This window comes from Acinetobacter sp. WCHA39 (assembly GCF_002165385.1).
Taxonomy (GTDB): domain Bacteria; phylum Pseudomonadota; class Gammaproteobacteria; order Pseudomonadales; family Moraxellaceae; genus Acinetobacter.
In genome coordinates, this window is sequence record NZ_NHRP01000016.1 from 11,316 (window position 1) to 36,074 (window position 24,759).

Below are 24,759 nucleotides of genomic sequence, written 5' to 3' on the forward strand. Positions count from 1 at the left end.
AGTTGGTGCGCTCAGAGAGATTCGAACTCCCGACCCCTTAGTTCGTAGCCAAGTGCTCTATCCAGCTGAGCTATGAGCGCTTTAAGTAAAGTGGCGGTGAGAGAGGGATTCGAACCCTCGGTACAGTTACCCGTACGCATCCTTAGCAGGGATGTGGTTTCAGCCACTCACCCATCTCACCGTAACACGAGCGCAATAATACAAACTAAAACCAAATTACACAAGGGATGATCCTGTTTTTTTCTCTTTTTTTTAAATCAATCAAATGTTTTTTAACCAATTCTTATATTTTTTCGGCATTTTTTAGCTCAACGCTTGTTAATATAGTGTTCTCTCCTTTATTCAGATTGGACAATAAACAGAATCTTGCAATCTTTGACGTGCAGTTAAAGTTTGAATGACTTATGCTAAACCGATCTGCCAGATGTGAAATGAAACGATATGACTACAAATTGGGTTGATCCCGAAGCAAAAGCAGAAGCGCAACGTTACGATAATCCTATTCCTAGCCGAACTCTTATTCTAACTACATTAGAACAATTAAAAACTGCACAGTCTCATGCAGAACTAGTTGATCACTTTAATATCCCAGATCAAAAAAGTATTGATGCATTGAATCATCGTTTAAGTGCAATGGTTCGCGACGGTCAGTTAATGAAAGATGGTTTTAAATACCAACCTGCAACCGATTTACCAAGCCATGAAGCAACGGTCTATATCAATAGTAAAGGTCTAGGTACGGCAAATATCGCAGGTCAGGATGATGTACTATTACCTGAACGTGAATTACGTCTAGTCTTTAATGGTGATCGCGTTAAAGTACGCCAAACTTCTGTTGACCGTAAAGGTAAAGCTTGGGGCTTTATTACCGAAGTCGTACAACGCCGTGTCAAACAAATTATTGGTAAAGTCGCTGAACATGAAGGTGAATACTTTATTCAGCCAAGCAATCCAAATCAGCACCAACCAATTACCTTAGAAAAAGAATTGATTGAACATGCCAATGCCAAAGTTGGCGATATGCTGCGAGTTGCGATTGATGATTACCCGACTCGTGAAGAATTAGCGACAGGTCATGTTGTACAGTCGATGGCGGACAAAGCTGACACTGAAATTATTATTCCGCAAACCATTTTAGAATTTGGTTTGCCTTATGAATTTCCAGAAGCCGTCATTAAAGAAGCTGAAAGTTTTAAAGAACCTTCAGAACAAGATCGCAAAGGTCGTGTTGATTTACGCGATTTACCACTCGTCACGATTGATGGTGAAGATGCACGTGACTTTGACGATGCCGTATTCGCAGAGAAACGCTCAGGTGGTGGTTACCGTGTTGTCGTGGCAATTGCAGACGTGAGCCATTATGTCCGTTTAGACTCACCTTTAAATGAAGAAGCTGAAGAACGTGGTACATCGGTTTATTTCCCACACTTTGTTTTGCCAATGCTGCCAGAAGCACTATCAAATGGATTGTGTTCTCTCAATCCACATGTTGACCGTCTGTGTATGGTCTGCGATTTAAAGTTGTCTCGTGCAGGTAAAGTCACAGGTTATGAGTTCTATCCTGCGGTGATGCATTCCAAAGCACGTTTGACCTATAATCAGGTGGCTGCTTATTTTGACGGCGCAACCGATGCCATTCCACAAGATAAAAGCGTTCATAAATCGTTAAATACCCTATTCCAGCTTTATCAGGCACTAAAAGAACTACGTGCCAAACGTCATGCGATGGAATTTGAAACCATTGAAACCTATATGACCTTTGATGAGTTGGGCGGCATTAAAGAAATCTTGCCACGTACTCGTAATGATGCGCATAAACTGATTGAAGAATGCATGTTATTGGCGAACGTTGCCGCAGCTGAATACTCATTAGAACATGATATTCCAATGTTGTATCGTGTACATGAAGCACCAGAATTCTCACGTATTCAAAAAGTCCGTGATTTTGTCAAATTACTCGGTTTGCCATTCCCAGAGCAACCAACCCAAGCTGATTACCAAGCCGTGATTGAAGCGACCAAAGATCGTTTAGATGCGCCAAGTATTCATGCAGTGTTATTACGCTCAATGATGCAAGCCTATTATGGTGCGAATAATGCAGGACATTATGGTCTTGCTTATGAAGCTTATACGCATTTCACTTCACCAATTCGTCGTTACCCAGATTTATTGTTACACCGTGCAATTAAAGCCTATCTCGATAAGAAAGCTTATCCATTGTCTGGTGCAGCTTTAGATGATGCAGGGGAGCATTTTTCACAAACTGAACGTCGTGCCGATGAAGCATCACGTAGTGTGACGACTTGGTTGAAGTGCCATTATATGCAACAGCATTTAGGCGATGAGTTTGTTGGTATCATTAGTGCGGTGACTGAGTTTGGTCTATTTGTGACGCTGAAAGACCTCTATGTCGATGGCATGATTCATGTCAGTCAGCTCGGTGAAGACTTCTTCCTGTATGATCAAGCCAGCCAAAGTTTGATTGGTCAGAATCGTGGACAGTCATTTAGCCTCGGTGATGAAGTCAAAATTCAAGTGGCGGGCGTAAATCTGGAAGAACGTAAGATTGACTTCCAATTGGTTCAACAACTGACGCATTTGGGACGTACAATTCGTCAAAAAGCGCCAAGAACCAATACTTCAAATCGTGCTTCAACCACTGAAGAGGTATTTGGCAAACCACAATCGACAACAGCTAAAGTTAGTGAAGATGGCGAAAAGCCTGTGCGTAAGAAAAAGGATAAGAGCAAATCAAGTTCTAATTCTTATACCAAAAAAACAGGTAAAAAATCTTCTGCGAAGTCTGAAAGCAAAGAAAAGCCAAAGAAGAAAGTGAAAAAGAAAAAGTCGAATGCCAAGACCAAGAGTGAATAACATTTAATTAGAGAGCTTCGGCTCTCTAATTTTTTGCTCTTGAAATATCTGCGTTAGCAATGAATAAAATTTATAGAACAACAAAATACTCATCTAATAAATAATCAATCAACCTTGATTTATCCCCCTCAAAGCCCTACATCTATAACTATGTTTAAAGATGAATATGGCAAAAATAGAATGACACTCCAACAAGCGACACTTCCCCTTCCTCAATTTGATCAAATTCAACTTGCCGATTTAAAACAACAGATCGAACAAACCATTCAAAACGGTCAAAATTTCTTAAATCAACTCAATGAAGTTCCGCAAGGGACTGAAGCCCAACTGGCAACATTGACCGAAGTTGATCAACTTGAAAATAATATGAGTGAAGCATGGGGCATTTTGTCACATCTCAATGCCGTGATGAACAATCCCGAAACCCGTGAAGTCTATCAAGCACTGTTACCAAGTTTGAGTGAATACTACACTCAGTTGGGACAACACACGGCGTTGTATCAAACCTATCAGCAGATTCATGATAGTAATGTATTTCAAACATTGAGCGAAGCACAACAAAGCGCGATTAAACTGGCGCTACGTGATTTTCAACTGTCGGGTGTTGCACTCCAAGGCGAAGCGAAAAAACGTTATGCAGAAATCTCAGCACGTTTATCCCAGTTGTCTTCAGACTTCTCAAACCATGTACTCGATGCTACCCAAGCCTATTTTAAACCTTTATCTGAAGAACAACTCATAGGTCTGCCACAAAGCAGCATTGAATTATTAAAACAATATGGACAACAGCGTGAGCTTGAGCAAGCCGTTGCCACACTGGATTTCCCTGCTTATTTTGCGATTATGACCTATGCCGATGATCGTGAATTAAGAGAAGAACTCTACAAAGCTTATGTAACCCGTGCATCTGAGCAGTCCGACAAGACTGAATTTGACAATACACCTGTGATGGAGGAAATCCTGAGCTTACGTCAGGAGATGGCGCAACTGCTTGGCTTTAATAACTTCGCTGAATATTCCCTTGCCAGCAAAATGGCACCTGATGTTGAAACTGTTCATCAATTCTTAGTGGATTTGGCAGAGCATGCGCGTACACCTGCACTGGCTGAAATTGCTGAACTCAAAAGCATTGCACAACAAGATGGAATTGAGGAACTCAAACCTTGGGATGCAACCTATTATTCTGAGAAGTTGAAACAGCAGCAATTCAATCTTTCTCAAGAAGCGCTTAAACCGTATTTCCCTGCGCCAAAAGTGGTGGACGGTTTATTCCAGATCGTGCAACGTCTTTATGGTATTCAAATCATCGAACGCCAAGCCCCTGTTTGGCAAAATGATGTACGTTATTTTGAAATTGCAGATCAAGGTCAAGTGGTCGGTGGTTTCTATTTTGACTTATATGCCCGTAACGGCAAACGCGGTGGCGCATGGATGAGTGGTTTCCGTTCTCGTGTGCAAACGGCCAATGGTCTACAAAAACCAATTTGCTATATGGTGTGTAACTTTACCCCACCGATTGGCGATCAACCTGCACTATTGACTCACGATGAAGTCATTACTTTATTCCATGAATTTGGACATGGCTTACACCATATGTTGACCGAAGTAGATAACATCTCAGTTGCAGGCACACACGGCGTGGCTTGGGATGCGGTTGAATTACCAAGCCAGTTTATGGAATTCTGGGCATGGGATAATGAAAGTTTAGACGTACTCAGCGAACACACTGAAACCAAGCAAACTTTGCCACAAGAATTGCTGTCTGCGTTACTCAATGCGCGTTTCTTTCAATCAGGCATGCAAACCTTGCGTCAGATTGAATTTGCATTGTTTGACCTAAGCATTCACCGTCAGGCACCTGCCTTAAACAGTCAGCAAATCCAAGCGACATTGGACGATATTCGCGATAAATTTGCCGTGGTTCCTGCGGTACCTTATAACCGTTTCCAGCACAGTTTCAGCCATATTTTTGCAGGCGGTTATGCGGCAGGCTATTACTCTTATAAATGGGCAGAGGTTTTAGCGAGTGATGCCTTCGATCGCTTCGAAAGTGAAGGTATTTTTAACACTGAGACAGGCAAAGAGTTTAGAAAGTTTATTCTAGCAGTTGGCGGAAAAGATACTGCAATTGATGCATTTCGCAATTTCCGAAAAAGAGAACCAAAAATAGATGCATTATTACGCCATCAAGGTTGGACGAACACCAATAAAACCGCTTAAACTACGTCATTATTGTTCACAGGGTGGTAATTAACTGACATGAAAAGACAGTTCATCGCGGGTGCAAAGTGCCCTAAATGTGGCGCCTTAGATCGTGTGGTTAAGATCATCACTGTGGATGACGAGTGGATTGAATGTATCGAATGTGCTTATAGCGAAAAACGCCCGACCCACGTGGAAGAGCAACAAACCGCTGAGCCAGATGAAATTGGGGTGATACAATTCAAACCTCGTCATTTTGACTAGAAGGTTAAAAATGATGTCCACATACCAAACTCAAAATTCCAAATTATTATGGATGATAATTGGTGGAATTAGCGTTGTTGTGGTTTTGTTTCTTGCAATTCAATGGTTTTTATCACAAAAAGATCAGCAATCGACAAGCACAGCTACACAACCAATTGCCGAAAAAACAATTATATCCAAAGCAGAAACAACTGTTAGTCCAAATATAAATACGGCGAGCAGTGCAGTTGCTGCACCAATACAATTAGTCGAAGAGTCAGTTGTCAAATCACCACTTCCTAGCAATGACAGTTTAGCCAAAGAAGAGATTGCAAAGCTAGATGATATTCAACAGCAACTGCACGACCAACAGCGTGACTTGAAACAACAAAATAATGATGTTGATACTTTAATTAAGCTCAAAGAAGATCAAATTAAACTTTTGGAGGCTCAAATCTCCGCACAACATAAATCTTAAAACAACAAAAGCTTTAATCCAATTTAAAGCTTTTTACTCATTGAAATATCAATCTCATATTTCTAATCGCGATTTTTCATACAGACCCTCATAAGTTTGTATTTACACTGATTGCGGTATGATAGATATAAGTCACTCAACAAATCTAAAATCCAGTTTAAAAGCACATTTCTTTCATCCGTTGAGAAGCATAGAATAACTTTAGTCTCAAAGCCTCGCGTCTAATATGAATTCACTTCAAACTAATCGTAACCTTTTACTTGCGATTGGTTGCCTAACAACCTCGGCCCTTCTCTTTTCGATCATGGGTATCTGTATTCGTTATGCATCACATACGGTTGATAACTATACAATTGTATTTTTCCGCAACGTGGTCGGACTCATCCTGTTTCTGCCTTTTATTTTTAAACAAGGTATTGGCTTTGTAAAAACAGAAAAACTATGGATGCATAGTTGGCGTAGTATTGTTGGACTGGCTGCAATGTATGGCTTTTTCTATGCGATTGCCCACCTGAAATTATCCAATGCTATGGTATTTACCTACTCTTCCCCAATTTTTATTCCAGTTATTGCATGGTTATTTCTAAAAGAAAAAATCACCATTGCTATGCTTTGTGCCGCGGGACTCGGCTTTATTGGGGTGTTCTGTGTGGCTAAACCCGATCAAGGTCTACTGAACTGGATTTCTGTGATTGGTATCGCCTCAAGCTTACTTGCATCAATGGCCTTTGTCACGGTTCGGGCACTCACCCAGACCGAGCCGCCTGAGCGTATTGTGTTTTACTTTTGCATGATTGGCTCCCTGCTTTCAGTAATTCCCATGTTTTGGGTATGGCGACCTTATCATTTACAGGAATTATTGTTTTTAATTGGTGCAGGTATACTGGCAAACATCAGCCAGATTTTTATGTCACATGCCTACCGTCTTGCTCCTGCTGGGCAGATCGCACCAGTCAACTATATGGCGATTATCTTTGCGGGTATTTGGGGCTTTTTGCTGTGGAATGAAGTACCTGATTTATACAGCGTGATTGGATTTTGTATTATTTTGCTGGCAATTTTATTATGTAGTCCATTGACTCAACGTCAAAAGAAAATGATTCAACGCTAAAATATTTGATTTTTAAAAATAACTTATCAACATTAATAATATCTAAAGCATTTTAAATCTGAGAAATAAAAAAGCACCCGAAGGTGCTTTTTTATTTCAACACTTAGTGTTTATACCAACCAAACATTTGGAAGATATATGGTGCATAAGTCACCAACACTAAAGATGAGAACAATACGATAATCGGTAATAACCAACGCTCATAACGATAATAGAAACTTGTGTATTTCTCTTTCGCTTCCTTATCAGCAGCCGATACCTCTTCATCCCCGACTGAGAGTCGTGTCAGCAAGTGGTTTAATGCAACAGGTGGTGTTACATAACCAAATTCGAATGCAACCAATACGATCATCCAGAAGTGAATCGGATGAATACCGTTCTCATAAGCAACTGGCGCTACTGTCGCAGCAACTAAGATTACCGCACCAAATGGATCTGTAGTCATACCAATAATTGCAAGTAATATTGCAATAAAGGCAAGAGAAATATAGATATTATCCAAGTGAGTTGGTAATAACTCAACCACTTCAGCACGCTCGATTAAACCACCAACGCTCGCAGATAATGCCATCAGTAGAATCAAGGCACCGATATGACCCACTGTTTCTGAAGTTGCAAAACGTAATGCTCCACCAAAACCAAAACTCTTACCACCATGAGGATCATGGGTTTTTAAGAAGTCTGATTTCTGTTCATGTTCAAGAACTAACGCCTCATGCTTTGCATCAATAACTGGAGCTGGTGCAAGTTTTGCTGCAAACAATTTGTCAAACAAAATCATTGCAATCAACACCAATGGTAAAATCATTGGCGCTGTAAATTCATTGATTGATGTATCTAACGCAAGTTTATAGAACATCACAACTGCAAAACCAATGATTACATAAGGAATCACAGGTACACATGCACGTAACATTCCAGGTACAGCAACTTTTGGTGAAGCAACACGGAACTTTTCTTCAGCAAGAATCAATGAAACGCCAAGGAAAATAAATGCAGTTAACCAGAAAACATAGATACCATGATCAAATAATTCTGTAGACGTTACATGGCGGCTATCTAGCATTGAAATCAAAATTACAAGTAAGCATGGACGAATCACCACACCTAAAGAACCCGACATTGCCGATACAGCTAATGCATATTGACGGCGCGCACCAGAGTTCCAAACCTCTTTATAAATGATTGCACCTGCGGCAATAACGAAAATACCAGAAGCGCCTGTATATGCTGTTGGAATTGCCGCTGCAATTAAGATTAACCAAGTTAAAGTTTCAGGTGCTAGATTCCACGGACGCAGGATATTTAAGAATAAATCCATCACACGCGTTTGGGTCAGTAACATACCTGCCCAAATAAACAATGCAAGGTTTAAGAAAATACCAGAGAACTCAACAATAATTCCCAAGTAGATCCCTTGCCCCATTGGATAATCCATGAAGAAAGTAAAGATTATCCCCGTGATCAGTGACATTTGTGCATACAATGGTACGCTCAGCACCGCCAAACCAAAATTACCTTTAGGTTGCGCTGTTTTAGGAATTAAAAATAATTGCACTAAGCTGATTACGGTTAAAGAGACAAAGAGTGCTATCCATAACCATGAAATCGCCAATGTCTTCGTAGTCAATTCTACGCCAGAATTCAGCAACGAGTTATATTGACTAATTGTCGATAAACTCAGTAAGGCATTACCTGCAACCATAAATGCTGAATAGACACGATAGTCCATCTTCGTCTTAGGTGCACGTAAACCGATGTGGTGATAACGTAAAGAAGCTGTGATAGAGGTGAACAACACCATGATCAGTAAAAGTACAGTCTGATTTTCAGAACCTAACTTAAAAATACCAAAGAAAGTGGTTTCAACTTGACGATAAGTACGAATACTTGGATGAGCTTCCAAGTGCTTCATTGCTTTATCATAGAACTGATATTTTTCTTCACACTGTTGTTGTGCAGCTAATAAAGAAGCGCGTACATCTGATTCAGATGCTGTACCAAACATACTTGCAAACTCATCAGCAGCATTTGCTTTCATCTGCTCTTGAACTTGCGCTTCAATATTAGGATGTCGATCACAAGATGGTTTTTCAGGTTCAGCTCGTAAAAACGAATACTGCATTCCTATTTTTTCATCACCATACAAACGCTCCCCCATACGGAGCATTTGACCGTGAATCATCTCGCCAGTACCAATAAGCAAAGTCATTAGCAACAAAGCAAGAATGATGAATGTTGATATCCAATCATTCCAGATATAACCCAGTCGGGCTAATCCAGACTTTTTCTCTTGATCATTTTGCATGTATATTCCAGTTTATTGTTATCAACACCCATCCAAAGATGTTGAATCATGCGATGTCCATGGTTGATAGATAAGTGAATTTACCCTCTTCGTAACCAATCCCTTTTAACCGCCTAAATTTGCAGCAATCTTTCCCAAAAAAGAATGACTACAATCATTTTTTTGTTGGTTTTTTTTATCAACTTATATGTTCTCTCTCTATCCTTCTTAACAATGAATAACCTAACCCACAGAACAAACCACCAATCGCACCAATCAAATGAGCTTCTGTCAGAACAGGACTACCAATTAACTGTGCAGTACCCGTCTGGCCAAAAGTATTTTCCCATATTAATTTTGCTGAGATCAGCAACAAGACCAATAAGGCAAATTTTCTTTCTTTGGGATATTTCAGATACACGAGACCAACAGCAACATATAATCCATGCAACACGCCAGAAAGACCAGCATATGCATCGATATAAGGTAAGTAGAAATAAAAGATAAGACTAATAAAGGGAGGAAGGATTAAAAGCAGAATACATAAGTGCCAATTACGAGCATGAGGAAAAATAAAAGGTAAACATGCAAATGCCAGCATATTTAAGAAAAAATGCATCCATCCAACATGAACCCAATGTGCAGTCCATAAACGCCAAAACTCAGCGAATAAACTAGGTTTCCAATAAATGAAGTGATCTGCAAATACTTGCAAGCACGCTGATATAGAAACACATACAGCGATTAAAATAACTTTCGGTATCCATACGTGATCTTTCATCCATTACCACCCCATGAAAAAACTGACCTTTTACCAGTTTAAATGTTTCACTTGTAAAAGGTCGTTTAATTCAAGTTTACTCTGCTGGTGCTGATGCGCCATCTCCACCATCAAATAAAGCATCCAATTCAGATGAACTTTCTTTCTTATCGTCCCAGAAAGAAGTCAAACCTTCATCATCAGAACGTACACCTGTATTTTCAGTCCAATAACGATCAGCTATACCACGGACCATCAAGCCAGCCATCTTATCGATCAATCTAAATTGAGGATTTACTGGTTTGTCTTCACCTGTTGCAGCAGCATAAGAACGGAAAGCATCACGCAGTTTGGCATCATCGCCACTTGCTTGTGCAGCAACTGCATATAATGCATGTGATAAACGAACACCTTTTTTCTCACCAATTTGCATTGATTCTTTCATGGTTGCATAAGGTTCAGGTTTACCGTCACCCGCACCTGGTAATAAAGTCCAAATCACTGCTCGCGTCGCCATCGGCGCGCCCCAGAATTTTTCATTATCCAAACAGGTCATGCCACGCTCAACAATACCCGCAATATCTTTCGGGACATTAATCGCGCCACCAGAGTTAATATCATTGGTCATCGCTTGCAGACCACTTACCATCCCTAAAAGGTAAACTGTCTGATCTAAATCATTGCGCATTGTTGGGCATGAATCACCCAATTTATATTTATATTTTGATTCCCAACGATTTGCAAAAAGTTGATAACCTGCATATTGACGTTCAGCAGCAATCCCCGCCCAACGTTTTTGTTCAATACGAGCATCTTGAGCTTCAGAAACTTGACCTGCTTTCGAAGCACGCAAATAGCGGAGTTCCGCTTCTAAGGCTTTATTTTCAGCACAAATACCTGCTGAGGTATACAATAACACCGCCATACGTGTTGGATCAGCACCCATATCCTTGGTTGACATCACCGCTGGAGTTAAGGCATTACCTGAATTACACACCATTTCGGCGTCATCCATCGCCAAAATTGGTGGAACAATATGATTCTCACTAAAACTTAATGCGACATTAGCCCCTGTTTTAATGATTTGTGAACACCCTGATAATATTGATGTTGTGAGTAACGCAACCGCCACACCCTGTCCCATTTTTTGGAATTTAGACATTCTTCCTGTCCTCTAATTAATTTGTTTTTCCTTTTAGACGTACCTTATCAGATGCAATACTTGAATTAAAGAGTAATTGCTCTAATTTAACATGTGCATTCTGACACAATTCACAGATAAGCGAATTGACAGAGAGTTGAAAATACAAAAATTTTAGGCAAAAAAAAGTAGCATTGCGACGGTTCAGCACATGCTACTTATTAACTGGTAAAAACGTGAAACTCTTTATCTTTTAGTTTTGTTGAAAGTAATCCTTGAGTAAAGTTGCTGCTCTTCCTATAACAATTGCAAAAACAATTGCAATCACCAGAAACGACCATGTTGGAATTTCCATTACTTTGGACTTCCACCACACTTTACGTTGGTGTTTGTACTTTAACGAAAATGAATACAAGTTGATGGTCAGATTGTCTGACAATTTATATTTTCACGAAATTCTAGAATATTTAATCTAACAATTTAAATGAACGCAAAGTAAAACCAACATAAAAGATTGAAAATAAACATATAATTAATTATATACAGTTGTAGAATTGTCCAACAATTAAAGCATTTTTATTAATAATTTTAAGTTTTTCCACTGCGAAATTGACAATTGATCCCACCAAATCGTTAAAGGTTGGTACTGAGTATCAGAAAAATAAATCGTAATATAGGCTTGGTGATCAATAATTTTAGTGATTGTTCGACCTTGGATTGCGATAGAAGTATCCACAAACTCAAATGACCAATGCTGATGATCCAAATACTCAAAACGCTTTATTAAAGGACGCCGTAACAACAGAAACCAAAATAAAACCATCACAACAAGGCTAAGCAGCCAAAATGAAAGAGCTAGCAATTGGTAGGCTAAAATTAGAACAGTGACAAAAACAGAAAGTTGCAATACAAGCGAAAATCGACTGTATTGCAACTCAAAAACACGATTAGCCATGAACATAATGTTTTAATTTTAAAATAAAATCTTTTAACTCAGCACGAGGTGGCTCACCCACTTCCATAAACCAATCCAATAAGTCTGGATCTTCTTGATCAACCAACTCTGCAAATAGCGCCTTTTCACCAGCATCGGCGGTTAAATAATAGTTTTTAACATAAGGATCGAAATACACATCAATTTCTTTTAAACCACGACGTGCGCGATAAACGACCTTACGTTCTTCCAAACTTATTTCATCAGACATTATTTGTTCCACTATGCAACAATTTTATAGTCATAGTGTACTCGATCCCCTATTAACTTCGCAGCGTTTTTTCTCAAGTGACCAAATACATCAATCAAATTGAGCATTGATCACATTGTTCACTATTTTCAATTTCTTGTATCGTGGCAATGAATGTTTAAATCCAACACTCTAGGGAAAAAATAACAAATGCAATCAGGTGCAATTCGTCCAATTCCAAGTATGCTCCCACGTAAGCTATTTACTTCTGAGCATGAAGCATTTCGTGAAACTGTACGTAAATTTTATGAAAAAGAAGTTGTTCCAAATATTGAGAAATATGAGAAACAACAGCATGTTGACCGTGACTTATGGAACAAAGCAGGTGAACTAGGTTTACTCTGTACCACCATGCCAGAACAATATGGTGGCTCTGGGGTTGATCGTTTGTACAGTATGATTCTCATTGAAGAACAAGCTTATGCAATGGACTCAAGTACAGGTTTCTCATTACACTCAGACATCGTTGCCAATTATGTCAATAACTTTGGTAATGAGGAACAAAAACAAAATTGGTTGCCAAAAATGGCAACAGGTGAAACAGTTACAGCGATTGCAATGACTGAACCAGGTACGGGTTCAGATCTTCAAGCAGTTCGTACTACAGCTGTGCTTGATGGCGATGAGTATGTCATTAATGGTTCAAAAATTTTCATTACCAATGGCTACCTTTGTGACATGGCAATTGTCGTCTGTAAAACAGGCAACAATGAAAAAGGCTCAGCAAATTTATCATTAATCATCGTTGAAGCTGATCGTGCTGGTTTTAGTAAAGGTAAACCTTTGAATAAAATCGGAATGAAAGGGCAAGATACTTGCGAATTGTTCTTCGACAACGTACGAGTACCTAAGGAAAACCTACTTGGTATGGAAGGTATGGGTTTCATCATGTTGATGAAAGAACTGGCTTGGGAACGTATGTTGGTTGCGATTATTTGCCAAGCAGGTGCAGAAGCAGCATTTGCGCATACTGTTCAATACACCAAAGATCGTAAAGCATTTGGCAAAGCCATTAGTACCTTCCAAAATACACGGTTTAAATTAGCTGAATTACGTACTGAAATTGATTTCTGCCGTACTTATTTAGATCGTTGTATGGAATTACAACTCGAAGAAAGCTTAGGTGTGGATGCAGCAGCAGCAGCCAAATACAAAATTTCAGATATGTTCTCAAAAGTTGTAGATGATTGCCTACAACTCCATGGCGGTTATGGTTATATGCTGGAATATCCAATTGCCCGTGCCTATATCGACAACCGAGCCAACCGTATTTATGCAGGTACCAATGAAATCATGAAAGAGTTGATTTCCCGTACACTTTAAACATAAATTGGAAATTTAAAGGGATCGTGTTTAATTACACGATCCTTTTTTATTTATTTAGTTTCAGATTTTTCAGTTGTTTGAGCTGGCGTAGGCGTTGGATTCATTCGTGCCATTAGTTGCTTTACCGTTGGATTATCAATATGTTGCTGCATAGTGACATTCAAAGCAGTACGTGCATTTTGCGTAGTGAAATGTGCAACTTCACTTCCTATCTCACTGGCTTTTTTAGCCCATGCTTTCCCTTCTGTAGATTGATAAAAGGTTAATGCAGCTTGTAATTCCTTTTGACTAAATGTTTCAACATAGCGTTGAATAATGAATTGCTTACGCTGTTCACTATTTAAATTTTTGATCAAATCTACGTAAAAATTTTCAGGTATATCTTTAGGCAAACGCATTCGGATTTGCTCTAAAATCATTTTATCAGTGTTTTGTAAACCTTGTTCGGTTCCATCTACAGATACCAATTTTTGAGCAATAACTTCTTTCTGTTTTACATCATCAGCAAAAACAAATGTACTGAATAATAATGTCCCCAAGATTAATAGCTTTTTCACTCAGTCATCCCTGTTTTAAATGTTATTGCGCTAAATATACGCGATATTTTTGATATTTAAATAGCCACTCAAATAAAAACCCTATGCAACTGCATAGGGTTTAAAAACATTCAAGCAAAAACTTATGAGACTAATTTTGGCTTACGATTTGTTTGATCGCCACGCTTATGAAATTCTAAAACCCCGTCATTAAACTTAGCATCTTTCAGTTCTTTACGATCAGCTAGGTAATTATTGGTGATCTTCCACGGTGCTTGTTTACCTTGTTTAGGCATTACATCAGCTGCACGTGCGATATAACCAGAAGACATTTTACCCATGATTGTATCATTTTCACGCTGTAAAGGATCAGCATGTGCAATCACTTCATCAAAACCATTTTTATCCATATGATTGATTAAGCGACAGATATAATCAGCTGCAATATCAACCTTTAATGTCCATGAAGCATTGATATAACCAATAATCATCGCCAGGTTAGGGACATCACTCACCATCACGCCTTGATACAGCATGTGTTGAGAAGTATCCATTGGCTTGCCATCAATTGTGCCTTTCACACCACCCAAGATCTGGATTTCCAAACCTGTTGCTGAAATCACAATATCTGCTTCAAGGTGTTTACCCGATTTCAATTGAATACCATTGGCTGTGAACTTTTCAATTTGATCCGTTTCAACGCTTGCCTTACCTTCACGTAATGCCTTGAATAAATCGCCATCTGGTACCACACACAGACGTTGATCCCAAGGGTTGTAGCTTGGCGTAAAGTGTTTCATATCCACTTTACCTTTAAGCTGTAATTCAATTCCTTTCAACAATAAACGACGTACAGTTTTCGGATATTTTTGAGCTAATGCATAAATAGCACGTTGCATACCAATATTACGTGCACGAGTAAATTTATACGCCGTTTCCTCAGACATAAATTTACGTGTTTTCTCATAAATAAAGTCAATTGAAGGAACCGTAGCAATATAAGTGGGTGAACGCTGTAACATTGTGACATGCTCTGCTCCACCTTTCACCATTGAAGGTACAAGCGTAATTGCAGTTGCACCACTACCAATGATCACCACTTTCTTACCCGTATAATCTAAATTTTCTGGCCAATGTTGTGGGTGAATAAACTGACCTTTGAAATCTTCTTGTTTCGGGAATTTAGGTGCATAACCCTGATCATAGTTATAGTAACCGGTACAACCGATGACAAAATTTGCAGACCAATTTTGTTTTTTCTTATTGTTATCTTCGATCTCAACTAACCATTTTTTCTTTGTAGAATCATAGTTTGCTGAAATAACACGATGGCCAAAGCGAATTTTATCTTTTAACTGATTTTCACTGATCACATCGCTTAAATAGCCCTTGATCTCAGCGCCACTTGCCAATACTTTATCTTTTGCCCACGGTTTAAAATTAAAACCAAAAGTCGACATATCCGAATCAGAACGAATACCAGGGTAACGGAACAAATCCCAAGTCCCACCAAAGCTATCACGACGCTCTAAAATCTCAAAGTTACGTTGTGGAGAGTTTTTAGAAAGATGCACAGCCAACCCAATTCCAGAGATACCTGCACCAATAATTAATACATCAACTTGCTTTTCCATTTTTTTTATACCCTGTATAAACCATGACTTTATTAAAGCACAAATTTGACAATACACAATGTCAAGTTTATTCATTCATCGGCTTTTTCATATCAGTTCGGGACATTTTTAAGAAACATAAGGGAAAAATCTTGAGATTTTTACTTGGATTTAGGTGTTTTTAAAATATATCTTATAACAACCTAATGCATTTTTCGAAGATCATCATGTCTTCAAATTTTTTAGTTATGGAACTCTACACAAAAGACAAGTCATACAGTTCCAACTTTTTCATGAGCCATCTTTAGCTAAAAATTAGGATGATATACATGCCTCTCGAAGACAAATGATCAATATTTGCTGTTTCAAATAGACAATAAAAAAGGTCGGAATAAACCGACCTTTTTTGGAACAACTGACTGTTCTACACGTAGAAGTATTATTTTACTTCACGGTCAACGAGTTCAACGTAAGCCATCGGTGCAGCATCACCTGCACGGAAACCCGCTTTAAGAACACGAAGATAACCGCCGTTACGTTCTTTGTAACGAGGGCCAAGAACGGTAAATAATTTACCAACAGTTGCTGCTGAACGAGTACGAGCAAACGCTAAACGACGGTTTGCAACAGTATCGTTTTTAGCCAAAGTGATTAAAGGCTCAGCAACACGACGAAGTTCTTTCGCCTTAGGCAAAGTTGTCTTAATTAACTCGTGCTCTACTAAAGCATTTGTTAAGTTTTGAAACAACGCCTTACGGTGGCTGCTTGTACGGCCTAATTTCACACCACTATTACGATGACGCATGGTGATAGTCCTACTTAATTAACGGCTACGATAGGCAAATCGGTCATCCATACGGAGACTAGCTGGTGGCCAGTTCTCTAAACGCATGCCGAGTTGTAAACCTTTCGATGCCAAAACATCTTTGATCTCTGTTAACGATTTTTTACCTAAGTTAGGAGTTTTTAACAACTCAACTTCAGTACGTTGAACAAGATCACCAATGTAGTAAATATTTTCTGCCTTCAAACAGTTAGCAGAACGAACAGTAAGCTCGAGATCATCTACTGGACGAAGCAAAATTGGGTCAACTTCTTCGCGAGGTTCTTGAGCGACAGGAGTTTGATCTTTCTGAAGATCAACAAAAATTGCAATTTGTTGTTGCAAGATAGTTGCCGCTTTGCGGATAGCTTCTTCTGGATCAACAGTTCCGTTAGTCTCAAGATCGATCACTAACTTATCAAGATCGGTACGCTGTTCTACACGAGCATTTTCTACTGTGTAAGAAACACGCTTGATTGGGCTATAAGAAGCATCTAACTGTAAACGACCTACTGGGCGTGTTTCACCTTCTGGGAAACGAGAGTCAGATGTCTCATAACCACGACCTTGAGCTACTTTAAGGCGCATTTTCAATGAACCAGAAGAACTCAAAGTACCGATTAAATGATCAGGGTTAACCACTTCAACATTATGAGGTAAACGAAGGTCAGCTGCTGTTACGTCACCTGCACCTTGCTTCTCTAATGTTAAATATGCTTCATTTTGATCGAACAGCTTAATAGACAATCCTTTTAGGTTCAGCAAGAGCTCGACGATGTCCTGCTGCAAGCCTTCTAAAGTACTGTACTCGTGCTCGACGCCTTCTATCTCAACTTCAACCACAGCAGCGCCAGGTAAAGAAGACAATAGAATGCGACGTAAAGCATTACCTAGAGTATGGCCAAAACCACGCTCTAAAGGCTCAAGAATCACTTTTGCCGAGGTCCCGCTCACCGCTTCGACCTTGATCGCTTGCGGAGTTAGAAACTCGTTTGCAGTACGCGTCATTTATTGCTACCTCAAGGATTATTTAGAATACAATTCTACAATCAAGCTTTCGTTGATTTCAGCAGGTAAATCAGAGCGATCTGGTGCAGCTTTAAACGTACCTTCCAACTTAGAATGATCAACTTCCATCCAAGCAGGGATACCACGTTGAGCAGCTAATTCAATCGCGTTTTTGATACGCAATTGTTGTTTAGCACCTTCATGCACTGCAATTACATCACCCGCTTTTACTTGAATAGACGCAATATTTACACGACGACCATTTAAAGTAATAGAACGGTGAGATACCAACTGACGAGCTTCTGAACGTGTAGAACCAAAACCCATGCGATAAACTACGTTATCAAGACGGCTTTCAAGCAATTTCAACAAGTTTTCACCAGTTGCGCCTTTAACACGAGCTGCTTCTTTATAGTAGTTACTAAATTGACGCTCTAACACACCGTACATACGACGTACTTTTTGTTTTTCACGTAATTGTAGTGAATACTCAGATTGCTTACCACCACGAGCCTGACCATGTTGACCAGGTGCTTTATTGTGTTTTTTGGTTTTTACATCAAACGGTTTAACGCCTGATTTAAGTTGCAGGTCTGTCCCTTCGCGGCGAGAGAGTTTGCATTTTGGACCAATATAACGAGCCATGAATGTTTCTCCTTACACGCGACGTTTTTTAGGTGGACGGCAACCGTTGTGAGGAATTGGTGTCACATCGGTAATGCTGTTAATCTTATAACCCACTGCGCCTAATGCACGAACCGCAGACTCACGACCTGGACCAGGACCTTTTACAAGGACGTCTAGGTTTTTCAAACCGTAATCTAAAGCTGCTTTACCAGCAACTTCAGCAGCTACCTGAGCAGCGAACGGAGTTGATTTACGTGAACCACGGAAGCCTTGTCCACCTGAGGTAGCCCAAGCCAATGCATTACCTTGACGATCGGTAATCGTTACAATGGTGTTATTAAAAGACGCGTGAATGTGTGCAACACCTTCAGAGACGGTACGAGTGACCTTCTTGCGTGTGCGAGTATCTTTAGCCATCTTTTAGCTTCCAGAAATCTTACTTTTTAATCGGTTTGCGCGGACCTTTACGGGTACGTGCGTTAGTTTTGGTGCGTTGTCCACGAACAGGCAAGCTGCGACGATGACGAAGACCGCGGTAGCAGCCTAAATCCATTAAACGTTTAATGTTCATGGAAATTTCGCGACGTAAATCACCTTCGGTCGGAACCTTAGCAACTTCTGCACGAATCGCATCAAGCTGAGCATCATCTAATTCACGGATTTTTGTAGTCTCAGTAATACCTACAGTTGCTAAGATGTTCTTAGCAGTGTGGCGACCGATACCAAAAATATACGTGAGAGAGATAACAGCATGCTTGTTATCCGGAATGTTTACACCGGCAATACGAGCCATTCAATTTTCTCCAAAAAGGCAGTCAAGATAATCAACCGCCCCACAAAAATCTTGAGGGGCGGATAATAACCTAATTAGCCTACTGAAATCAACAGGTCTTAATTAAATTAACCTTGACGCTGCTTATGACGAGGTTCTGCGCTACAAATCACGCGAATAACCCCATTACGACGGATAACTTTGCAGCTACCACAAATTTTCTTTACAGAAGCTTGTACTTTCATGATGAAACCTCTAAGTGCGCTTATCCCTTAGGATGAGCAGTCGTTTTTCTCATTAACGTTTGATTATCATATTGATGCGAAGTAAGGTGCGCTTGAAGTTGCGCCATAAAGTCCATTACTACTACAACTACAATCAGTAAAGATGTTCCACCCAAATGAAATGGAATACTAAACGAACTTTGTAGCACCATAGGCATTAAACACACTACAGTAATGTAAATTGCACCAATAAAAGTCAAACGGTTAAGAATATGATCTAAATAACGAGCCGTTTGCTCACCTGGGCGGATACCAGGCACATATGCTCCGCTGCGTTTTAAGTTCTCTGCAACTTCTTTTGGGCTAAATACTAGCGCTGTATAGAAATAACAGAAGAAAATAATTAACGCACCAAACAGCATTAAATACAACGGCTGTCCAGGCGATAACACCAATGCCAGATCTTGTAGACTACGCTTCACAATCCCTGCATTTGGATCAGCACTACCTAACCATTGCCCTAAGCTCGCTGGAAATAATAACAATGAGCTTGCAAAAATCGCTGGAATCACACCTGCCATATTAATTTTTAATGGCAAATGCGTTTGCTGTGCAGTAAAAACACGACGACCTTGTTGCTTTTGTGCATAGTTCACTGGAATACGACGTTGTGCTTTTTCAATAAACACAATCGCAGCTAAAACGGCTAATGAGAGTAAGCCAAATACAGCCAAACCAATTAAACTACCTTGACCATTATCTACAGACGTAAACGACTGTATTACAAGATTTGGCAAGCCTGCCACAATACCTGCAAAAATGATCATCGAGATACCATTACCAACACCACGTTCGGTAATTTGCTCTCCTAACCACATCAGAAACATTGTTCCCGCAACTAACGAAGTAACTGCAGGAACATAGAATGCTAAGCCTGATGTCAAAGTAATACCTTGACTGATCAAACCAGCACACATCCCTACACCTTGCACGAGTGCAAGGAATAAGGTGCCATAACGTGTATATTGATTGATCTTTCGTTTGCCTTGCTCGCCTTCTTTTTTCAAAGCTTCTAACGAAGGAACAACCGTAGACATTAACTGCACGATAATCGATGCAGAAATGTACGGCATAATTCCCAACGCTAGAATCGACATGCGTTCTAATGCACCGCCAGAGAACATATTAAATAAGCCTAAGAAGGTACCTTCATTCGCCTTAAAAAACTGTGCTAGCGCTATATTATCAATACCTGGCAACGGAATATGCGCTCCTAGTCGAAAGACCAATAACGCGCCAATCAAAAACATTAATCGACGAATAATTTCACGATATTTCACATGAAATGGTTGGCCTTTCATCATGTTTACATGACCTGAAGAACTAGGAGTCATAGACACTCGAGATTACTCCTCGACTTTACCGCCAGCAGCTTCAACAGCAGCTTTAGCGCCTTTAGTCAACACAACACCTTGAACAGTGAATGCGCGAGTGATTTCACCAGAAAGAACGATGCGAGCACGAATTTGATCACGACGAACAACGTTCGCAGCTTTTAAAGTTTCAAGGCTAATTACATCACCTTCAACTTTATTCAATTCAGACAAACGTACTTCAGCAGTTTTCAAAGCGATTTGGCTAGTGAAACCGAATTTTGGTAAACGACGATATAACGCTGTTTGACCGCCTTCAAAGCCTGGACGAGTACCACCACTTTTACGTGAGTTTTGACCCTTGATACCACGACCACCAGTCTTACCAACGCCAGAGCCGATACCACGACCTAGACGACGATTTTCACGCTTAGCACCTTCAGCAGGTGCAAGTTCATTTAAACGCAGAGTCATGGCTTATTCCTCTACACTAACCATATAGTAAACTTTGTTGATCATACCACGGTTAGAAGGCGTATCTTGCACTTCTACAGTATGACCAATACGACGCAGACCTAGACCTTGTAAGCAAAGTTTATGATTTTTTAAACGATGCGAAGAAGATTTAGTCTGGGTAACTTTAATCGTTTTCATGATTGATTACCCTTGAATTTGTTCTACTGAAAGACCACGTTTCGCAGCGACTTTCTCAGGAGAAGTCATATCACGCAAACCTTTGAATGTTGCGTTTACTACGTTAGCAGCATTTGTAGAACCATAACATTTAGCAAGTACGTTATGTACACCTGCAGCTTCGAGAACAGCACGCATCGCGCCACCAGCAATTACGCCAGTACCTTCTGAAGCAGGTTGCATGTATACACGGCTTGCACCATGACGAGCATTCACAGGGTGTTGTAAAGTAGTCCCCGCAAGGTCTACAGTAATCATGTTACGACGTGCAGCTTCAAGTGCTTTAGAAATAGCAGCTGGAACTTCACGCGCTTTACCACGACCAAAACCTACACGACCATTACCATCACCCACAACAGTTAATGCTGTGAAAGAGAAGATACGACCACCCTTAACAACTTTGGCTACACGATCAACGGCAACCAGCTTTTCAACGAGACCTTCGTTTTGTTCAACTTTCGCCATGATTAGAACTCCAAGCCGCCTTCACGAGCAGCATCAGCCAAGGCTTTGATACGACCATGATATTTAAAACCAGAACGGTCAAATGCAACTTTAGTAACGCCAGCTGCTTTAGCACGTTCTGCGATTAAAGCACCAACCTTAGTTGCTGCATCGATATTACCAGTCGCACCACTACGCAAAGATGCATCTAAAGTTGAAGCTTGCGCTAAAACTTTGCCACCATCTGCTGAAATAACTTGAGCATAGATGTGACGCGGAGTGCGGTTTACACACAAACGAGTCGCACCCAATGCACGAATGTGCAAGCGTGTGCTTTTTGCACGACGCAAACGGGTTTGTTTCTTTTCGTTCATAAGAACCTCGCGCCTTATTTCTTCTTAGCTTCTTTACGAAGAATAACTTCATCCGAATAACGAACACCTTTACCTTTATATGGTTCAGGAGAACGGTATGCACGGATTTCCGCTGCTACTTGACCTAACAACTGCTTGTTTGCTGATTTCAAAATGATTTCAGTTGCAGTTGGAGTTTCCGCTGTTACACCTTCTGGTAAAGCGTAGTCAATTGGGTGTGAATAACCTAAAGCAAGGTTAACGACAGTGCCTTTAACTGCTGCTTTGTAACCAACACCAACTAGCTGTAACTTACGTTCGAAGCCTTCGCTAACACCTTTTACAAGGTTGTTCAATACAGCGCGAGCAGTACCAGCTTGCATCCAAGCATCTTTCGACTCTTTAACTGGAGCAAGTTGAAGTTTACCTTCTTCCTGTTTTAGCTCGACCAGCGCATGCAGGTTGAAAGACAATGTACCTTTAGTGCCTTTCACTTCGACCTGCCGGCCGTTCTGAGTAACTGTTACACCATTAGGTACAGTTACTGGGGCTTTAGCCACACGAGACATGAGGAATCACCTATTAAGAAACAAAAGCAATAACTTCACCACCAACGCCCGCAGCACGTGCAGCGCGATCAGTCATGATGCCTTTGCTTGTAGAAACAATTGCAATACCTAAACCTTGCTTAACGCTTGGAAGTGCATCTTTACCGCGATACTGACGTAGACCAGGACGGCTTACGCGCTTCACAGTTTCGATAACTGGTTTGCCTTCGAAATATTTTAACGTAATAGTCAAAGTAGCTTTTGCATCTTCTTGAGCAACTTCTACATTTGAAATATAACCTTCTTGTTGAAGAACGTTTGCAATAGCAACCTTCAACTTAGAAGAAGGCATAGAAACAACTTGTTTCTTTGCCATTTGAGCGTTACGAACACGCGTTAACATGTCGGCAACGGTATCTTGCATACTCATTATAGTCGCTCCTTACCAGCTTGCTTTAACAACGCCTGGTACATCACCCTGCATTACTGTATCGCGTAATTTGTTACGGCTTAAACCGAACTTACGGAAGTAACCATGAGGACGACCAGTTAAACCACAGCGGTTACGAAGACGTACTGGAGATGCATTACGTGGTAATGCTTGTAACTTCATCATCGCTTCGAAACGTTCTTCATCAGATGCATTTACGTTTGCAATCGTTGCTTTTAATTCAGCACGTTTTGCAGCGTATTTAGCAACTGTCTTTTCGCGTTTCAATTCGCGATTAATCATACCTTTCTTAGCCATATCGACCTCTTATTTGAACGGGAAGCCGAATGCACGCATAAGCGCACGGCCTTCGTCATCGCTACGAGCAGTGGTCGTAATAGTGATATCTAAACCACGGATACGATCAATTTTGTCAAAATCGATTTCAGGGAAAACGATCTGCTCTTTTAAACCCATAGAGTAGTTACCACGACCATCAAATGATTTCGAAGAGAAACCACGGAAGTCACGGATACGAGGGATAGCGATCGAGATCAAGCGATCCAAGAATTCGTACATTTGGTCGCCACGTAAAGTAACTTTACAACCAATTGGCCAACCATCACGGATTTTAAAACCAGCGATTGATTTACGTGCAAGTGTCACAACTGGTTTTTGACCAGCAATCAGTTGCATATCAGCAACAGCGCCATCTAATAATTTCTTATCAGTTGCAGCTGCGCCTACACCCATATTCAGAGTGATTTTCGTGATGCGAGGAATATCCATCACATTCTTAACGCCAAGTTCTTCTTGTAACTTCGCTTTAAGTTCGTCGTTATAACGTGCTTTAAGTCTGGCCATCGCCTATTCAACCTATTACTTCGCTACCGCCACTGATTCACCATTTGATTTGTAAACACGAGTTTTCGCGCCATCAATCACTTGGTAACCAATACGGTCAGCCTTTTGGGTTGTAGCATTAAAAATTGCCACGTTTGAAATATGAAGCGTTGCCTCTTGAGTAACGATACCGCCTTCAGCGCCAGTTACACGGTTTGGCTTTTGATGCTTCTTCACTAAGTTAAGACCTTCGACCTTAACTCGATCTTCAGAAACAGACAAAACAACACCTTGTTTGCCTTTTTCTTTACCTGCGATCACAATTACTTGATCGCCTTTTTTAATCTTAGCCATGATTGCCTCTTATAAAACTTCAGGAGCCAATGAAATGATTTTCATGAACTGTTCAGTACGAAGTTCACGAGTCACTGGTCCGAAGATACGAGTCGCAATCGGAGCTTTGTTGTTGTTCAAAATAACAGCTGCGTTATCGTCGAAACGAATAACAGAACCATCTGGACGACGGATGCCGAATTTTGTACGTACAACTACAGCATTCATCACGTCACCTTTTTTAACACGTGCGCGCGGAATTGCTTCTTTTACAGTAACTTTAATAATATCGCCAACTGAAGCATAACGACGGTGTGAACCACCAAGTACTTTAATACATTGTACGCGGCGTGCACCACTGTTGTCTGCTACGTCGAGCATACTTTCGGTTTGAATCATTGCCCTACTCCAAAACCGAGCATCACCGGTCGCAATTTCGAAAGGCTCAAAGAGTACTCGAAATTGTCCGATGA

Annotated in this window: 30 protein-coding genes and 2 tRNA genes; 6 read left to right on the forward strand and 26 right to left on the reverse strand. The window is 40.3% G+C overall.

Annotation, left to right across the window (positions count from 1 at the left end):
* Positions 1 to 3: 3 nt before the first annotated feature.
* A tRNA-Arg gene (locus CDG56_RS09580) sits at positions 4 to 80 on the reverse strand.
* A gap of 11 nt (positions 81 to 91) precedes the next feature.
* Positions 92 to 181: transfer RNA gene (locus CDG56_RS09585), tRNA-Ser, on the reverse strand.
* 260 nt (positions 182 to 441) lie between these two features.
* On the opposite strand from CDG56_RS09585, the gene rnr reads away from it, so the two are divergent.
* From rnr to CDG56_RS09610, 5 genes are all read left to right on the forward strand, one after another.
* Positions 442 to 2,874, forward strand: coding sequence for a ribonuclease R (gene rnr / locus CDG56_RS09590; protein ID WP_087547728.1), 2,433 nt, complete (start codon positions 442 to 444; stop codon positions 2,872 to 2,874).
* 180 nt (positions 2,875 to 3,054) lie between these two features.
* Positions 3,055 to 5,094: a M3 family metallopeptidase gene (locus tag CDG56_RS09595; RefSeq protein ID WP_087547729.1), complete on the forward strand. Its 2,040-nt coding sequence runs from the start codon at positions 3,055 to 3,057 to the stop codon at positions 5,092 to 5,094.
* 39 nt (positions 5,095 to 5,133) lie between these two features.
* Positions 5,134 to 5,340 carry a YheV family putative metal-binding protein gene (locus tag CDG56_RS09600; protein ID WP_087536469.1) on the forward strand — a complete coding sequence of 69 codons (207 nt, stop codon included), beginning with the start codon at positions 5,134 to 5,136 and terminating at the stop codon, positions 5,338 to 5,340.
* Positions 5,341 to 5,350: 10 nt separating this feature from the next.
* Positions 5,351 to 5,797, forward strand: a complete 447-nt coding sequence (locus CDG56_RS09605) for a hypothetical protein (protein WP_087547730.1) — start codon at positions 5,351 to 5,353, stop codon at positions 5,795 to 5,797.
* 226 nt (positions 5,798 to 6,023) lie between these two features.
* Positions 6,024 to 6,908, forward strand: a complete 885-nt coding sequence (locus tag CDG56_RS09610) for a DMT family transporter (RefSeq protein WP_087547731.1) — start codon at positions 6,024 to 6,026, stop codon at positions 6,906 to 6,908.
* 103 nt (positions 6,909 to 7,011) lie between these two features.
* Here CDG56_RS09610 and CDG56_RS09615 read toward each other — a convergent pair whose 3' ends face one another.
* From CDG56_RS09615 to CDG56_RS09635, 5 genes are all read right to left on the reverse strand, one after another.
* On the reverse strand, positions 7,012 to 9,216 hold the full coding sequence (locus CDG56_RS09615) for a TRAP transporter large permease subunit (protein ID WP_087547732.1): 2,205 nt from the start codon (positions 9,214 to 9,216) through the stop codon (positions 7,012 to 7,014).
* 178 nt (positions 9,217 to 9,394) lie between these two features.
* Positions 9,395 to 9,976, reverse strand: a complete 582-nt coding sequence (gene rrtA / locus CDG56_RS09620) for a rhombosortase (RefSeq protein WP_087547733.1) — start codon at positions 9,974 to 9,976, stop codon at positions 9,395 to 9,397.
* A gap of 76 nt (positions 9,977 to 10,052) precedes the next feature.
* A complete protein-coding gene (locus CDG56_RS09625; RefSeq protein WP_087547734.1) occupies positions 10,053 to 11,117 on the reverse strand; it encodes a hypothetical protein in 1,065 nt (354 codons plus the stop codon).
* Between the two features lie 544 nt (positions 11,118 to 11,661).
* Positions 11,662 to 12,057, reverse strand: coding sequence for a hypothetical protein (locus CDG56_RS09630; protein ID WP_087547735.1), 396 nt, complete (start codon positions 12,055 to 12,057; stop codon positions 11,662 to 11,664).
* Positions 12,044 to 12,301, reverse strand: coding sequence for a succinate dehydrogenase assembly factor 2 (locus tag CDG56_RS09635; RefSeq protein ID WP_087547736.1), 258 nt, complete (start codon positions 12,299 to 12,301; stop codon positions 12,044 to 12,046). Before CDG56_RS09635 ends, CDG56_RS09630 begins: the two co-directional genes overlap by 14 nt.
* Before the next feature lie 189 nt (positions 12,302 to 12,490).
* On the opposite strand from CDG56_RS09635, the gene CDG56_RS09640 reads away from it, so the two are divergent.
* Positions 12,491 to 13,663, forward strand: a complete 1,173-nt coding sequence (locus tag CDG56_RS09640) for an acyl-CoA dehydrogenase family protein (RefSeq protein WP_087547737.1) — start codon at positions 12,491 to 12,493, stop codon at positions 13,661 to 13,663.
* 53 nt (positions 13,664 to 13,716) lie between these two features.
* Here the strand turns inward: CDG56_RS09640 and CDG56_RS09645 are convergent, their stop codons facing one another.
* From CDG56_RS09645 to rplN, 19 genes are all read right to left on the reverse strand, one after another.
* Positions 13,717 to 14,223, reverse strand: coding sequence for a DUF2059 domain-containing protein (locus CDG56_RS09645; RefSeq protein WP_087536462.1), 507 nt, complete (start codon positions 14,221 to 14,223; stop codon positions 13,717 to 13,719).
* A 122-nt stretch (positions 14,224 to 14,345) separates the two neighbouring features.
* Complete coding sequence (locus CDG56_RS09650) at positions 14,346 to 15,836, reverse strand: flavin-containing monooxygenase (RefSeq protein ID WP_087547738.1); 1,491 nt, start codon at positions 15,834 to 15,836, stop codon at positions 14,346 to 14,348.
* Between the two features lie 418 nt (positions 15,837 to 16,254).
* A complete protein-coding gene (gene rplQ / locus CDG56_RS09655) occupies positions 16,255 to 16,620 on the reverse strand; it encodes a 50S ribosomal protein L17 (protein ID WP_004641032.1) in 366 nt (121 codons plus the stop codon).
* A gap of 18 nt (positions 16,621 to 16,638) precedes the next feature.
* A complete protein-coding gene (locus CDG56_RS09660; protein ID WP_004660372.1) occupies positions 16,639 to 17,646 on the reverse strand; it encodes a DNA-directed RNA polymerase subunit alpha in 1,008 nt (335 codons plus the stop codon).
* Positions 17,647 to 17,664: 18 nt separating this feature from the next.
* A complete protein-coding gene (gene rpsD / locus CDG56_RS09665) occupies positions 17,665 to 18,291 on the reverse strand; it encodes a 30S ribosomal protein S4 (RefSeq protein WP_004641035.1) in 627 nt (208 codons plus the stop codon).
* A 12-nt stretch (positions 18,292 to 18,303) separates the two neighbouring features.
* Positions 18,304 to 18,690 (reverse strand): 30S ribosomal protein S11, encoded by a 387-nt coding sequence (rpsK, locus tag CDG56_RS09670; protein ID WP_001040166.1) that lies wholly within the window; start codon positions 18,688 to 18,690, stop codon positions 18,304 to 18,306.
* Positions 18,691 to 18,709: 19 nt separating this feature from the next.
* Complete coding sequence (gene rpsM, locus CDG56_RS09675) at positions 18,710 to 19,066, reverse strand: 30S ribosomal protein S13 (RefSeq protein ID WP_000090816.1); 357 nt, start codon at positions 19,064 to 19,066, stop codon at positions 18,710 to 18,712.
* Positions 19,067 to 19,173: 107 nt separating this feature from the next.
* The gene (gene rpmJ, locus CDG56_RS09680) at positions 19,174 to 19,290 is read right to left on the reverse strand and encodes a 50S ribosomal protein L36 (protein ID WP_000867907.1); all 117 of its coding nucleotides are present in this window, start codon (positions 19,288 to 19,290) and stop codon (positions 19,174 to 19,176) included.
* A 20-nt stretch (positions 19,291 to 19,310) separates the two neighbouring features.
* On the reverse strand, positions 19,311 to 20,630 hold the full coding sequence (secY, locus tag CDG56_RS09685) for a preprotein translocase subunit SecY (protein WP_171287530.1): 1,320 nt from the start codon (positions 20,628 to 20,630) through the stop codon (positions 19,311 to 19,313).
* A 45-nt stretch (positions 20,631 to 20,675) separates the two neighbouring features.
* Positions 20,676 to 21,116, reverse strand: a complete 441-nt coding sequence (rplO, locus tag CDG56_RS09690; RefSeq protein WP_004660366.1) for a 50S ribosomal protein L15 — start codon at positions 21,114 to 21,116, stop codon at positions 20,676 to 20,678.
* Between the two features lie 3 nt (positions 21,117 to 21,119).
* Entirely contained in the window at positions 21,120 to 21,296 is a 177-nt protein-coding gene (gene rpmD, locus CDG56_RS09695) for a 50S ribosomal protein L30 (RefSeq protein WP_000849088.1), read from the reverse strand.
* A gap of 6 nt (positions 21,297 to 21,302) precedes the next feature.
* Positions 21,303 to 21,800, reverse strand: coding sequence for a 30S ribosomal protein S5 (gene rpsE, locus CDG56_RS09700; protein ID WP_004657688.1), 498 nt, complete (start codon positions 21,798 to 21,800; stop codon positions 21,303 to 21,305).
* Positions 21,801 to 21,802: 2 nt separating this feature from the next.
* Positions 21,803 to 22,153 carry a 50S ribosomal protein L18 gene (rplR, locus tag CDG56_RS09705; RefSeq protein WP_004660364.1) on the reverse strand — a complete coding sequence of 117 codons (351 nt, stop codon included), beginning with the start codon at positions 22,151 to 22,153 and terminating at the stop codon, positions 21,803 to 21,805.
* Positions 22,154 to 22,167: 14 nt separating this feature from the next.
* Positions 22,168 to 22,701: a 50S ribosomal protein L6 gene (gene rplF / locus CDG56_RS09710; RefSeq protein ID WP_004660363.1), complete on the reverse strand. Its 534-nt coding sequence runs from the start codon at positions 22,699 to 22,701 to the stop codon at positions 22,168 to 22,170.
* A gap of 13 nt (positions 22,702 to 22,714) precedes the next feature.
* The gene (gene rpsH / locus CDG56_RS09715; RefSeq protein ID WP_004660361.1) at positions 22,715 to 23,110 is read right to left on the reverse strand and encodes a 30S ribosomal protein S8; all 396 of its coding nucleotides are present in this window, start codon (positions 23,108 to 23,110) and stop codon (positions 22,715 to 22,717) included.
* A gap of 12 nt (positions 23,111 to 23,122) precedes the next feature.
* On the reverse strand, positions 23,123 to 23,428 hold the full coding sequence (gene rpsN, locus CDG56_RS09720) for a 30S ribosomal protein S14 (protein ID WP_004660360.1): 306 nt from the start codon (positions 23,426 to 23,428) through the stop codon (positions 23,123 to 23,125).
* Between the two features lie 9 nt (positions 23,429 to 23,437).
* The gene (gene rplE / locus CDG56_RS09725) at positions 23,438 to 23,974 is read right to left on the reverse strand and encodes a 50S ribosomal protein L5 (protein WP_004660357.1); all 537 of its coding nucleotides are present in this window, start codon (positions 23,972 to 23,974) and stop codon (positions 23,438 to 23,440) included.
* Between the two features lie 15 nt (positions 23,975 to 23,989).
* Positions 23,990 to 24,307 (reverse strand): 50S ribosomal protein L24, encoded by a 318-nt coding sequence (gene rplX, locus CDG56_RS09730; protein WP_004641054.1) that lies wholly within the window; start codon positions 24,305 to 24,307, stop codon positions 23,990 to 23,992.
* A 9-nt stretch (positions 24,308 to 24,316) separates the two neighbouring features.
* Positions 24,317 to 24,685 (reverse strand): 50S ribosomal protein L14, encoded by a 369-nt coding sequence (gene rplN / locus CDG56_RS09735; protein WP_004657680.1) that lies wholly within the window; start codon positions 24,683 to 24,685, stop codon positions 24,317 to 24,319.
* Between the last annotated feature and the right edge of the window lie 74 nt (positions 24,686 to 24,759).